The sequence below is a fragment of the Paraburkholderia sp. Ac-20336 genome (assembly GCF_017105025.1).
In the GTDB taxonomy this organism is placed as follows: domain Bacteria; phylum Pseudomonadota; class Gammaproteobacteria; order Burkholderiales; family Burkholderiaceae; genus Paraburkholderia.
Window position 1 is genome coordinate 58,045 of the sequence record NZ_JAAGPS010000003.1, and the last position, 12,721, is coordinate 70,765.

Annotated in this window: 11 protein-coding genes; 10 read left to right on the forward strand and 1 reads right to left on the reverse strand. The window is 59.0% G+C overall.

The window, feature by feature from the left end; all coding sequences use genetic code 11:
* Positions 1-11 precede the first annotated feature (11 nt).
* The 10 genes from GXB81_RS02855 (at position 12) to GXB81_RS02900 (ending at position 11,886) form a co-directional block, all read left to right on the forward strand.
* Entirely contained in the window at positions 12-2,417 is a 2,406-nt protein-coding gene (locus tag GXB81_RS02855; protein WP_205988324.1) for a xanthine dehydrogenase family protein molybdopterin-binding subunit, read from the forward strand.
* Positions 2,417-3,256, forward strand: coding sequence for an FAD binding domain-containing protein (locus tag GXB81_RS02860; protein ID WP_205988325.1), 840 nt, complete (start codon positions 2,417-2,419; stop codon positions 3,254-3,256). Before GXB81_RS02855 ends, GXB81_RS02860 begins: the two co-directional genes overlap by 1 nt.
* A 13-nt stretch (positions 3,257-3,269) precedes the next feature.
* A complete protein-coding gene (locus GXB81_RS02865; protein ID WP_167044915.1) occupies positions 3,270-4,487 on the forward strand; it encodes a 2Fe-2S iron-sulfur cluster-binding protein in 1,218 nt (405 codons plus the stop codon).
* Positions 4,488-4,561: 74 nt separating this feature from the next.
* Complete coding sequence (locus tag GXB81_RS02870; RefSeq protein ID WP_205988326.1) at positions 4,562-5,554, forward strand: amidohydrolase family protein; 993 nt, start codon at positions 4,562-4,564, stop codon at positions 5,552-5,554.
* Between the two features lie 59 nt (positions 5,555-5,613).
* Positions 5,614-6,366, forward strand: coding sequence for an Asp/Glu racemase (locus GXB81_RS02875; RefSeq protein WP_167044770.1), 753 nt, complete (start codon positions 5,614-5,616; stop codon positions 6,364-6,366).
* 31 nt (positions 6,367-6,397) lie between these two features.
* Positions 6,398-7,252, forward strand: coding sequence for an alpha/beta hydrolase (locus GXB81_RS02880; RefSeq protein ID WP_167044767.1), 855 nt, complete (start codon positions 6,398-6,400; stop codon positions 7,250-7,252).
* A 23-nt stretch (positions 7,253-7,275) separates the two neighbouring features.
* Positions 7,276-8,310, forward strand: a complete 1,035-nt coding sequence (locus tag GXB81_RS02885; protein ID WP_167044764.1) for a 2,5-dihydroxypyridine 5,6-dioxygenase — start codon at positions 7,276-7,278, stop codon at positions 8,308-8,310.
* Positions 8,311-8,319: 9 nt separating this feature from the next.
* Complete coding sequence (locus GXB81_RS02890; RefSeq protein ID WP_167044761.1) at positions 8,320-8,943, forward strand: N-carbamoylsarcosine amidohydrolase; 624 nt, start codon at positions 8,320-8,322, stop codon at positions 8,941-8,943.
* A 170-nt stretch (positions 8,944-9,113) separates the two neighbouring features.
* Positions 9,114-10,709 (forward strand): MFS transporter, encoded by a 1,596-nt coding sequence (locus GXB81_RS02895; RefSeq protein ID WP_167044758.1) that lies wholly within the window; start codon positions 9,114-9,116, stop codon positions 10,707-10,709.
* 85 nt (positions 10,710-10,794) lie between these two features.
* Positions 10,795-11,886, forward strand: coding sequence for a porin (locus GXB81_RS02900; protein ID WP_205988327.1), 1,092 nt, complete (start codon positions 10,795-10,797; stop codon positions 11,884-11,886).
* A gap of 34 nt (positions 11,887-11,920) precedes the next feature.
* Here the strand turns inward: GXB81_RS02900 and GXB81_RS02905 are convergent, their stop codons facing one another.
* Positions 11,921-12,427, reverse strand: coding sequence for a MarR family winged helix-turn-helix transcriptional regulator (locus GXB81_RS02905; protein ID WP_167044753.1), 507 nt, complete (start codon positions 12,425-12,427; stop codon positions 11,921-11,923).
* Positions 12,428-12,721 lie beyond the last annotated feature (294 nt).

Here is a 12,721-nt window from a genome sequence, read left to right on the forward strand (position 1 = left end):
GGGGGATGCATATGAGCCACACCGAACCGACGGAAGCGCCCATCGAAAGCGGCGGCATCGGCGCCCGCGTGAGGCGTCGCGAAGATGAGCGCCATTTGCATGGCAAGGGAAAATTCGTTGCCGACTATACGTTTCCTGATTTGCAGGAAGTGGCGTTCCTGCGCAGCCCACTTGCGCATGCTCGCATCGAGCGCATCGGCAAGCCCGAACGCTTCGCTGATCAGGTCATTGTGCGGGAAGACATGCAGACGGCGACAGACATCGTGGCTGATTCCAGCTTGCCGACCTACAAGCCTTCGTCGCACCCGCCGCTCGCCTCCGGGAAAGTCCGCTTTGTCGGCGAACCTGTGGCAATGTGTTTCGCGAGTTCCCGCGCCGAGGCCGAGGACATCGCGGAGGAAGTTGAGCTGGATCTGGAGGAACTGCCTGCGTTTGCGAGTGCATTTACAGCACGCGAGCGCACAGACGTGCGGGTGCATGACCACTGGACAGACAATCTTTTCCTCGATCTGAAGGCGGATGTCAATTTCGACGAGCGCTCCAAAGACGCACCCGTCGTCGTCAGACAAAAGGTCGACCTGGCCCGTCAGTGCATGGTCCCAATGGAAGGCAAGGCCGTACTGGCCTACTGGGACCACACGCAGGCGCAACTGGTCGTCATTACGTCGACCCAGGTCCCGCACATGATCCGTACGGTGCTTGCGCAATGCCTTGGTATTGACCATGCTCAGGTGCGTGTCATTTCGCCTGATGTGGGCGGTGCATTCGGCTACAAATGTGTGCTTCAACAGGAAGAGCTTTGCATTGCGTGGCTTGCTCTCACCTACAAACGTCCGTTTCGCTTTATCGAAGACCGTCGCGAGCATTTGATCGCGGGTGCGAATACGCGCCAGCACCACTACGAACTTACCGCATATGCGGACAACAATGGACGGCTCCTGGCGCTGGACTGTAACCTGTTGATTGACGGCGGCGCGTATTCCGCGTGGCCTTTTACGATTGGGCTCGAAACAGGGCAGGCGTTGGGTAACCTGCCTGGCCCCTATGATTTCAGCGGATACCGCTGCCGTACCCAGTGCGCGGCAACCAACAAGCCCGGGTTCCTCCCGTATCGCGGCGTGGCACGTACCGGCGTCTGTTTCGCGATCGAACTGACGATGGACGCCATTGCGCGCGCAGTCGGCCGCGAAGCGTGGGAGGTTCGCTACGACAATCTGATTCGCGGGGCTGACATGCCCTATACGAACGTTGTCAAGAAGCACTACGACAGTGGCGACTTCCAGAAGAGTCTGAAGCGGGCCGCTGAACAGCTTGATGTTGCCAGATGGCGCCGTCGTCAGAAAGAGGGTGAGCCAGACGGCAGGCTGATCGGTGTCGGGTTCGCGACATTCACGGAGCAATCGGCACACGGCACGGCAGTGTTCGCGTCGTGGGGCTTGCCGGTGGTTCCAGGCTACGACCTGGCAACTGTCCGGATCACAGCGGATGGCGGTCTGGAGGTTCGTGCCGGAATCCATTCCCATGGCCAGGGTATGGAAACGACATTGGCGCAGATCGCGAATGAAGTGCTGGGCGTTCCGATTCAGAAGATCAAGGTCGTGCACGGCGATACGGCTCTCACGCCGTACTCCACGGGTACCTACGCCTCTCGCAGCATTGTCATGGCGGGTGGTGCAGTTGCGGCAACGTGCCGCGAACTGGTACCGCGACTGATCAAAATTGGCGCACATATCCTGGGTGAACCGGAAGACGCGGTCCGATTCGAGGCCGGCGAGGTGGTTGGCGCAACGGGACGGGTATCCCTCGCGGAGATCGGTCACGCGTGGTATCTGCGGCCCGAACGCTTACCGCCGGGCGTGGATCTGACCGGGCTCGAAGCAACTCAGGGTTTCAAGCCGAAGGTCGATACCGGCGCATTCAGCTACGCGACGCATGCGGCTGCCGTGGCGGTTGATACAAAAACGGGCCACGTCGACATTCTGGATTACGTCATCGTTGAAGACTGCGGGCGAATGATTAACCCGATGGTTGTCGAAGGCCAGACCATCGGCGGCACGGCACAGGGCATCGGCACCGCGTTCTATGAAGAAACGCTATACGACGATAACGCGCAGCCACTGACGTCCACGCTCGCAGACTACATGTTGCCCGGGCCGACGGAGTTGCCGTCGTTGACCATCATTCATATGGAGACGCCGTCGCCCTACACGGAATTCGGCGCGAAGGGGGTCGGCGAAGGCGGTGCAATCGCACCCCCCGCCACGCTTTTCAATGCGGTAAACGATGCGCTTAGCCCTATTGGAGCACTCGTCAGCGAGACACCTCTCACGCCGCGACGGCTGCTTGCCGCGATTGAAGCGGCCAAAGCGGCTTCGCACGGCAAGGCAGAAGCAGAACATGCTCACGAGGTGATTTGATGAAGGCCGCCGCTTTTGAATACGTACGCGCTGCTACATTGTCTGACGCGTTACGTGAGTTCGGTGATTCGGCGACGAGCGTGAAACCGATTGCCGGTAGCCAGTCGATGGGGCCGATGCTGAATCTCCGCCTGGCGAGGCCATCGCGCGTGGTCGATGTGTCACATGTTGACGAATTGCGCGGCGTCACTGTCGTAGGCGATGTGGTTCGTGTGGGCGCGGCGATTACTCACGCGGAAATCGAGGACGGGAAGTACGAACCTTTGCGTAACGGATTTATGCAGTATGTCGCTTCGGGTATTGCGTACCGCGCGATTCGTAACAGAGGAACCATCGGCGGCAGTCTGGCGCATGCCGACCCCGCAGCGGACTGGCCGTTGGCGCTTTCGGCCCTCGACGCCAGGCTGGAGCTCGCGAAGGCGGGCAGTACGCGTCACGTGCGCGTCAGTGAGTTCATGCTGGGCGCCTTTACAACGCTGCTTGACGACGGCGAGATTATCTCTGCGGTTCTGTTGCCAAAAATCGGGAGCACCCTGCGTTGGGGCTATTACAAGCTTTGCCGCAAGACTGGCGAGTTCGCCCACGCAAGCGCAGCTGCGGCGTTTGACGCGCAAACCGGCCTGGCCCGCGTGATCCTTGGCGCGCTTGATGGCCCGCCGACTGCATTGGACTCGCTTGCGCAGTCAATCGCGAAGCAGGGCCCAAGTGCTGCCACGCCGGAAGCGATTGCGGCAGGTGTGGCGAACGCGATGCCGAATGCGGACGCTATCGACCGCTCCATGCACGCCGCCACGGTTGAGCGCTGTCTTGCACAAACCTTCGGTTCATCAGCGCGTTAACGCGTTAACAGGAATTTCCATGTCTGTCATTGAACTCACCATCAACGACCGGGCGATACGCGGCGAGGTTGCGCCGCGCACGCATCTGGGCGATTTCCTGCGCGATAACCAGAATCTGACCGGTACCCACCTGGGGTGCGAGCACGGAGTGTGCGGCGCGTGCACCGTCCTTATCGACGGCGAACCGGTGCGTTCCTGCATTACTTTCGCGGTCGCTTGCGACCACCAGAAGGTGCGTACGATCGAAGGGTTCGACGACGATGAACTGATGAAGCGCATCCGTCGATCTTTCTCGGTGCATCACGGCCTGCAGTGCGGCTACTGTACGCCGGGCATGCTCATTACGGCACGCGATATCGTGCGCCGTTTTCCTGACGCTGATGAGTCGCGCATTCGTCTCGAGCTGTCCGGAAATCTGTGCCGCTGCACCGGCTACATGGGTATCGTCAACGCCATCAAAGCGGTACTTGGCGACCTGAAAGACAATCCGATCGCTGACGTCCTCACCGTTCCCACTGCTCCAGTTCGACAAGCGGCGACGCAGGAAACCGGTGCATTCCAGACATTTGCAGCAGTGGCGGCTGCCCCGTCGATTTCCTCGGAACGCGCGCCGCAAGAGGCGAGCGCGGCATCGCCGGTTTCTGCTGCCCAGCCGGCGGGTGAGCGCAAAGGCTGGACGGCAATTGATGACAGTTTCGTCGTGCCGTTTCCGCTTGAGCGGGTCTGGGGTTTTATGGGAGACCTTCCCTCCGTCACCGGCTGTCTGCCAGGGGCGGAACTGATCGAGCACGATGCTGAAAAAGTGAAAGGCAAGATCGCCATCAAATTTGGGCCGATGTCGGCGAATTTTGCCGGTGCTGCACGCCTTGAACGTGATGACGCGGCGCATCGGGCCGTGATGCGTGGAGCCGGCCAGGACAACATCAGCCGCTCGAAGGCGAACGGCGACGTGACTTACGCGTTGAGTGATGAAGCGAACGGGACGCAGACACGAGTGGCGGTCACGCTCGAATACATGCTGCAAGGACCGCTCGCGCAATTTTCCCGTTCCGGGCTTGTTAAAGATTTTGTGCGACGGATGATTGCTGACTTCGGTATGCGAATTACCGCGCAGTTGGGCGGCGCAGACGTGCCGGACTCCGCAACGTTGCAGACCCGATTCAACGTCGGCAGTCTGGTGTGGAGTGTCCTGTGGGGTCGTATGAAACGGCTCTTTGGCCGAGGCGAATAAATGCTGTCACAACGATAGCGGAAGATCGGGGGCGTAGCGTGTCAAGCACGCCGTCTCGCCCCTTTATTGTCAGCATGCTGATTAAAAAATGGGAGTTTGTCGTGACTAAACGGATTCGGAAGATTGCCCTGGAAGAGCACTTTTCAACGCCTGACTTCCAGGGCTACTCAAAAAGCTTCACGCAGCACATCGAGCCGGACGTGCTCGCCGATCTTGCGGCCCGGCTTGCGGATTTCGACGAGCAGCGGATCGTCGAGATGGACCGCGCCGGGATCGATTACACCATCTTGTCCCAGAGTGGGCCGAGTGTGCAGGGCGAGACTGACCCGGCCTTGGCAGTTGCTCGCGCCAGGCAAAGCAATGACTTTCTGGCACAACAGATTGCGCGGCATCCGACGCGGTTTGGCGGGTTTGCCACGCTGCCGATGCACACACCTCATGGCGCCGTTGACGAGTTGACCCGCACGGTTCGGGAATTTGGTTTTAAGGGCGCGCTGGTGAATGGGCACACGCTGGGAACGTACTACGATGGCCGTGCTTACGACCCTTTCTGGGAGCGGATGCAGGAACTCGATGTGCCTCTGTATCTGCATCCTGCCGATGCGTATGTGGCGCCAAAGGTATTCGACGGCCATCCAGAACTGGCGGGTGCCGTGTGGGGGTGGGGTGTTGAAACCAGCAGCCATGCATTGCGCCTTCTCTTCGGCGGTGTCTTCGACCGCTTCCCCGGACTGAAAGTCATTCTGGGCCACATGGGTGAGGGCTTGCCCTACCTGCGCTGGAGGTTTGATAGCCGTTTCGCTGTTTACTCGCACGGTATTCGTCTCGAACGCGCGCCTTCCGAGTACATCGGAACAAACATCCTGATTACCACTTCCGGTGTTTGCTCGGCTCCATCTCTGCTTGGTGCAATTGGGGAAATGGGCCCGGAGGCCGTGATGTTTTCGGTGGACTACCCGTACGAATCCACCGCGATTGCCGCCGATTTCATTGAGCAGGCGCCACTCGACGAGAAAGTCAGAAATCTCGTTTGCCACGGCAATGCCGAACGTATCTTCAAGCTGTGACGCTGGTTTTTTAACCGCGAGCAGCGAAAACATCAGGTTAAATTTATCCAGGAGTAGCAATGACGAATCAGTACCGAATTGGTCAGATTGTGCCGAGTTCGAACACGACGATGGAGACAGAGATTCCGTCGATGTTTCTCGCGCGCCAGACGATCCGTGCCGAGCGTTTCACGTTCCACTCCAGCCGCATGCGCATGAAGAAAGTGGTGAAGGAGGAGCTGGCCGCCATGGACGCGGAGTCGGACCGCTGTGCGCTGGAACTCAGCGACGCGCGCGTGGACGTGCTTGGCTATGCGTGTCTGGTTGCGATCATGGCGATGGGCCACGGTTACCACCGCGTGTCGCAGAAACGACTGCATGAGCGTACGGTCGAGAATGGTGGGGCGGCACCGGTCATCACTAGCGCTGGCGCACTCGTTGATGCGCTAAAGGTGATCGGCGCAAAGCGTATTGTGGTAGTGGCTCCGTATATGAAGCCACTCACCGAGCTGGTGGTCGACTACATCCGTAATGAAGGTTACGAGGTGCTCGATTACCGTGCCCTCGAGATTCCCGACAACCTCGAGGTCGGCCGTCACGACCCCGGTCTGCTGCCGGGCATCGTTTCCCGGATGGACACAACGCACGCCGATGCGATCGTGCTCTCGGCATGCGTGCAGATGCCCTCGCTGCCGGCCGTAGCCAAGGTCGAAGCGATGACGGGCAAGCCTGTCATCACCGCCTCGATTGCGACGACCTACGCCATGCTCAAACAGCTCGGTCTGGAAGCCGTAGTGCCGGGTGCCGGCGCGTTGCTCTCTGGTGCCTACTGATGTGCTGACGCTTAACGACTCCGAGACGGGCATGAGCAAAACATCCACATTTCTCTACGGCGGCAACGTTCACGCGAACGGAATCCGCCAGCACTACCTGCGCTACGGCGGTGCGACCGACGCACGTGCCGGCCGGGACCCTGTCATCATCGTGCCGGGCATCACCAGCCCGGCTGTAACGTGGGGTTTCGTCGGTGAGCACTTCGGCACGACGTTCGACACTTATGTGCTCGATGTCCGCGGCCGGGGTTTGTCTTCGGCATCGGACTCACTGGACTACAGCCTGGATGCGCAGGCTGCGGACCTGGTCGCGTTCGCTCAGGCGCTGGGGCTGACACGCTACAGCGTAGTGGGCCACTCGATGGGCGGCCGCATTGGCGCACGCGCCGCGCGCACGCAGCCGCACGGTCTTGTGCGACTGGTCATGCTCGACCCGCCCGTATCCGGACCGGCCCGTCGCTCGTATCCATCACAGCTGCCCTGGTACGTCGATTCGATGCGCCTGGCGCGCGAAGGCACAGACGCTGAGGGTATGCGTGCGTTCTGTCCTACCTGGACCGATGAGCAGCGCCAACTGCGCGCCGAGTGGCTGCACACGTGTGACGAGCGCGCCGTGATCGCGAGCTTTGAGGGCTTCCATACCGACGACGTGCATGGGGACCTGCCGCACATCGGCATACCCGTCCTGCTGATGACGGCTGGGCGTGGCGACGTGGTTCGCCCCGAAGACGTCGAAGAGATCCGTACGCTGGTACCGCAACTCGAGCACTCGCACGTGTCCGACGCCGGCCACATGATTCCGTGGGACGACGAGCCCGGTTTCTATCGTGCGTTCGGTGATTTTTTGGGCACGCCTCTGCCGAGTCTGGCCACCGTTCGGGCTTGACGCCCCTTTTTAAGGAGAACTCGATGCCAGTCAGCGACTACCAGATGGTTGAGGCGTGGAAGCAGGTATTGACACTCTCGCGCCTTGAAGCGGGCCAGACTGTCACGATTCTGACGAGCGCGGCTACCCATCCGCAAACGCTCTCGACCGCGTTGATCGCGACGCAGTCGATGGGTGCGATCGTCAACCGGTTGGACCTGCCGCCGGTGAATGGCGAAAAGGCGCTGAGCCGCGACTCGCTTGCCTACCTTGGCACGACACCGCTCACGGGCAACCCCGCGGCGATAGCCGCGCTCAAGGCGAGCGACCTCGTCCTGGACCTGATGACGCTGCTGTTCTCGCCGGAGCAGCTCGACATTCTGAAGACTGGCACCAGGATTCTGCTCGCGGTCGAGCCGCCTGAAGTGCTGACACGGCTAGTGCCAAGTCTGGCCGACCGCGAGCGCGTGCTGGCTGCCCAGGCCCACATCAATCGGTCCAAAGAGATGCGCATCGTGTCGGCCGCCGGAACGGATTTCCACTGTCCGATAGGCGAATTCGAGGCGATCGCGGAGTACGGCTTTGTCGACACGCCGGGCCGGTGGGATCACTGGCCCAGCGGCTTTGCACTGACATTTCCCGACGAAGGGCGAGCCTACGGGCGCATTGTGATCGACCGCGGCGACATCCTGCTGCCGCAAAAATGCTATGTGCAGGACCGGATCGAGCTCACTGTCGAGAACGGCTTTGCTACGCGCATTGAAGGCGGCATGGACGCGGATCTGCTCAAGGAGTACATGGGTACCTTCAAGGACCCCGAGGCGTATGCCATCTCGCACATCGGTTGGGGGCTGCAGCCACGCGCGCACTGGTCAACGTTGGGGCTGTATGACCGGGAGGCAACCATCGGTATGGATGCGCGCGCCTTCGAGGGCAACTTCCTGTTCTCGCTCGGACCGAACAACGAAGCGGGTGGCAAGCGCACAACTACCTGCCACATCGACATTCCGCTGCGCCACTGCGATGTGTTCCTCGATGGTGAAGCAGTGGTGCGCAATGGCAAGGTGCTGGATAAGTGAGGAATCAGCATGTCCAATGAACTTGATACATACCAGCGCCAGAGCTTCGGCTCGACGCTTGAACCGAAGGCGCCGGTGGGCCTCCTTATCGTCGATTTTGTCAACGGCTTTGCCGACCCCGAAGTGTTTGGCGGAGGCAACATCGCGCCAGCTATCGAGCGCACCGTTGCGTTGCTGGCGCATGCGCGCGAGCGCGGCTGGCCCGTCGCCCATACGCGTATCGTATTCGCTGACGACGATGCGGACGAAAACATCTTTACGCTGAAGGTGCCGGGTCTGCTCACACTGAAGGAGCACACGCACAACAGCGCCATCGTGTCGCAACTCACGCCGCGTGAGGGTGAACTGGTGGTGCGCAAGACGGTGCCGTCGGCGTTCTTCGGCACATCACTGGCTGCGTGGCTCACACAGCGCGGTGTACAGACGCTGGCGGTCGCCGGTGCGGTGACGAGCGGCTGCGTGCGCTCGAGCGTAGTGGACGCGATGCAGTACGGCTTCCGTCCGTTCGTGCTCTCAGATTGCGTAGGCGACCGTGCCATCGCTCCGCACGAGGCCAACCTCTTTGATATGGCACAGAAGTACGCCGCTGTCATGACCCGGGACGAAGCACTCAGAGTCCTTGGAAATTTGTAGCCGGGGCCGAAGCAGAAGGGCGCGTCAGATAAGGCGCGCCCGGCGCCGATCGCTAGCGCTTTTCGAATCGAAGCGTGCATCAATACTGGTCTGGTTATGCCAGATCATCCTTAAATAATTATGTATAACTAAATATATATGCGGAGAAAGCCGTGCAACCAGGAGTGGGAATGGATATCTCGACGTCGAAGCCGTCGCGGCACGCTGTCACGCGTCGCGAATTTACGCTTATCATCGCGTCCTCATTTGGGGCGTTACTCGAATGGTACGACTTCTATATCTACGCCGCCCTGGCGGGAACGTTCAGTACGCTCTTCTTTCCCAGTGGAAATGAGACCACGGCCTTTCTGGCCAGTCTCGCGACATTCGGTGCGGGCTTCCTCGTGCGGCCACTCGGCGCGCTGTTCTTCGGCCGGCTCGGCGACAGGATCGGTCGAAAATATACTTTCATGGCGACCATTGTCCTGATGGGTGTCGCTACAGTGGGTGTGGGACTGCTTCCTTCGTTCGCAAGGATCGGGATGTTGGCGCCGCTGTTGCTCGTATGCCTGCGGCTGTTGCAGGGTTTTGCGCTGGGCGGTGAAACGGGTGGGGCGGCTACCTATCTGGCTGAACATTCCCCAGCCAGGAGTCGGGGTTTGTATACCAGTTCGCTGCAAACGACTGCCACACTGGGTTTGCTGGCATCCATTGCAGTTGTCAGCGCGTGCCGGTCCGCCATGGACAGTACATCGTTTCAGGAGTGGGGCTGGCGGGTGCCGTTCCTGGTTTCGCTCGTGCTACTGGTGATCTCCGTTTACCTTCGAACGAAGTTAGCCGAGTCGCCGACATTCCAGAGTATGAAGCATGCGGGAAAACTGTCGAAATCTCCGATCAGCGAGAGCTTCGGCAGCTGGGAAAATCTCAAGTACGTGCTCATCATGCTGTTCAGTACCGCCTCCGGCGTCGGCGTCGTGTTTGGGACTGGTCATTTTTACTCGATGTACTTTCTGCAGAACACGCTGAAGGTCGCTCCCAACACGGTGAATCTCTATCTGGCCATCGCCTTGGTGTGCGTTTTTCCGTTCTACCTGATCTTCGGCTGGCTCTCCGACCGCATTGGCCGTAAGTGGATCATGATGGCAGCCTGCCTGCTGCTCGCCGTAACGACGCAGTCAATCTTTCACGCGTTGACCCACTACGCGAATCCGAAATTGGAGGCGTTCCAGAAAAACTCACCTGTCATCGTTCACGCAGATGACTGCCACTTTTCGTTGTTTGCCGCACCGAAAACGGATTGCGACCGCATTCGTTCGTTCCTGAGTGCATCGGGCGTTTCATACCAGCAGATGCCATTGCAACCAGGGCAGTCGGCGGATACCACTATTGGCGACGTCACCGTGCACGGCAGCGATCGGCACGAGCTGGAGAATGCGCTGCTGGCCGCTGGGTGGGTGCAGCATGCGGACCCGGCGCAGATCAATACGCCCATGGTCATCTTCCTTATGTGGCTGCTGATTGTGTATCTCGCGATGGTCTACGGTCCGATGGCGGCATTCATGGTTGAATTGTTCCCCGCACGAATCCGCTACACCTCGCTGTCACTTCCGTTCCATCTAGGATCGGGCTGGTTCGGCGGGATGTTGCCGTTCGTTGTTTCGGCCATGGCCGTAGCGAACGGAAACGTCTACTTTGGCCTGTGGTATCCGATTGTGATTGCGGTGCTCTCTCTAATAGTCGGTGTGCTTTTCGTTCCAGAAACTTTTCGCCGGGACATTTCTAAGTAATTCATATTTTAATAAATAGAGAAGATTTATCCTGTTCATTTGGGTAACGGAGATCTTCGTACAATCTTGCATATAAGGTTTGGCGATGAGAAATTCATGGGCCGTTGCTGCAGCAGCGTGTACTCTTGCGGCCGCCATTCCGGCGCGCGCACAATCTTCCGTGCAACTCTGGGGTGCGCTCGATGCGGGGGTCACAATAGTCACTAATCAGAAGGGCGGCCATAACTACACGATGGATAACGGCATCGCGATGCCGAACCTGTGGGGCCTGCGCGGCACGGAAGATCTCGGCGGCGGTAACAAGGCAATATTTGAATTGATCGACCAGTTCAATCTCGGAACCGGCGCAATTTTTCCAACGAACGGCGGCGGACTTTTTGGCCGTAACGCTTATGTGGGTCTGTCGAGCGATCAGTACGGGAAACTGACTTTTGGAGAACAGTACGACTTCATGATTGACTCGTTGCTGCGCTTTGACAATTCGATCTACATCGCGGGATTGTACGGTTTTCGGGAGGGACCATTTTCGGGCCTTGACATTCCGGGAAATTCCTCAGGGAACGCGAATTTCGACCGCATGTCGGGCACCGCCATTTCCAACTCGGTGAAATACACGACGCCAACGTACTATGGATTCTCAGCCGGCATGCTTTACAGCTTTGGCGGTGTGCCTGGCGCGATCGCGCAGAACGACGGTAAGAGTTTCGGCGCTAACTATGCCAATGGGCCTTTTTCCGCGGGTGTGGCGTATACGTACCAACGGTATGCGCAGCTTGCGAACGGCATGGCAGGGATACGAAATTTCGGGGCCGGCGCCGAATACAAATTCGGTCTGGCCGCGCTTAACGTCTTGTACACGAACACAAAAAACACAGCCAACAACGCAACCATCAACGTATATCAGATCGGTGCGCACTACCAGATTACGTCGGCACTTTCAGTTGGTGGAGACTACGAATTGATGAAAGGCAATGCCGTGCTTGCCAGCGACAAGGCTAACCAGTTCTCAGTGGGCGTTCGATATGCATTGTCCACGCGCACGGTACTTTATACAGAAGCCGTGTATCAGAAGGTGAGTGGCGACAACGACCCGCAGGCATGGATCATGGCAGTGTCGAGTGCGTCGAGCAACGACAGGCAACTGTTGACGCGAGTCGGGATATTGCATCGGTTTTGAGAGCGGAAATATGGCGTCCCAGGACGCCACATTTTCAGTCGAAGTGTTTGAGTAATGTGCGGCCATACTGGTTGTTGCCTTCGACCAGCTGCATCATCATCCGGATGAATTCAATGCGCTCCTTGGCGTCCAAAGGAGCCAGAAATCGGACCTGAGCTTCGCGCATGCTCTCATACATGTCATTCATGACGCGCTGCCCCTTGCTGCTGATATTGGCGATTTTCTGGCGTCCATCAGCGGGACTAGGCTCGCGCTTGACGAGTCCCCGTTCTTCCAGGCGCCGGAGAACGTCGGCCATCGTCGTGCGGTCGACGCCGACTTCGGCGCAGAGTGAGGTCTGGTCGAGCCCAGGACGCTCGCTCAGCGTTGTGAGCAAGCCGTACTGAACCGGCGTAATCGCGAAGTCTTTGCAGCTTTCAAAGAACAGTGCGACGTGGATCTGATTGAGGCGCCGGATCAGGAAGCCCGGACGCTGCCAGAGGTGACCGGTCTCAATCGCCGAATCCGCGACGGCAGTCTTTTTCTCCGTAACTGTACCCATATTCATCCTTTTCAAAGAGTCCTGTCATTCAGGACAAGTGTAACTGTTGTCTGGCGGTGGCAGTCGGTGGCGCTTGCGTCATGGCAGGCTGCGTAGTGCGCGCCTGGGTTGCAGACACGCCGTCTGCAGTCCTTGACGGGACGGCCTGGGGGAACTCCTGTTGCATTCGTTTTTTTTTCGGGATACAAACCTATCTGTCAGTACGCTGATTATTTTACAGCCAAGTTGGCGGGCCGTTGCTAACGGCTGAGATTCCCTTGGTTTTAAGAGTCAACATAAGAGAAGCGTCACGCA

What these genes read in the sequence shown, in the direction of transcription:
- GXB81_RS02855 (WP_205988324.1), top strand. Translation starts at nt 12, where the DNA reads ATGAGCCACACCGAACCGACGGAAGCGCCCATCGAAAGCGGCGGCATC.
- GXB81_RS02860 (WP_205988325.1), top strand. Translation starts at nt 2,417, where the DNA reads ATGAAGGCCGCCGCTTTTGAATACGTACGCGCTGCTACATTGTCTGAC.
- GXB81_RS02870 (WP_205988326.1), top strand. Translation starts at nt 4,562, where the DNA reads ATGCTGATTAAAAAATGGGAGTTTGTCGTGACTAAACGGATTCGGAAG.
- GXB81_RS02875 (WP_167044770.1), top strand. Translation starts at nt 5,614, where the DNA reads ATGACGAATCAGTACCGAATTGGTCAGATTGTGCCGAGTTCGAACACG.
- GXB81_RS02880 (WP_167044767.1), top strand. Translation starts at nt 6,398, where the DNA reads ATGAGCAAAACATCCACATTTCTCTACGGCGGCAACGTTCACGCGAAC.
- GXB81_RS02885 (WP_167044764.1), top strand. Translation starts at nt 7,276, where the DNA reads ATGCCAGTCAGCGACTACCAGATGGTTGAGGCGTGGAAGCAGGTATTG.
- GXB81_RS02890 (WP_167044761.1), top strand. Translation starts at nt 8,320, where the DNA reads ATGTCCAATGAACTTGATACATACCAGCGCCAGAGCTTCGGCTCGACG.
- GXB81_RS02895 (WP_167044758.1), top strand. Translation starts at nt 9,114, where the DNA reads ATGGATATCTCGACGTCGAAGCCGTCGCGGCACGCTGTCACGCGTCGC.
- GXB81_RS02900 (WP_205988327.1), top strand. Translation starts at nt 10,795, where the DNA reads ATGAGAAATTCATGGGCCGTTGCTGCAGCAGCGTGTACTCTTGCGGCC.
- GXB81_RS02905 (WP_167044753.1), bottom strand. Translation starts at nt 12,427, where the DNA reads ATGGGTACAGTTACGGAGAAAAAGACTGCCGTCGCGGATTCGGCGATT.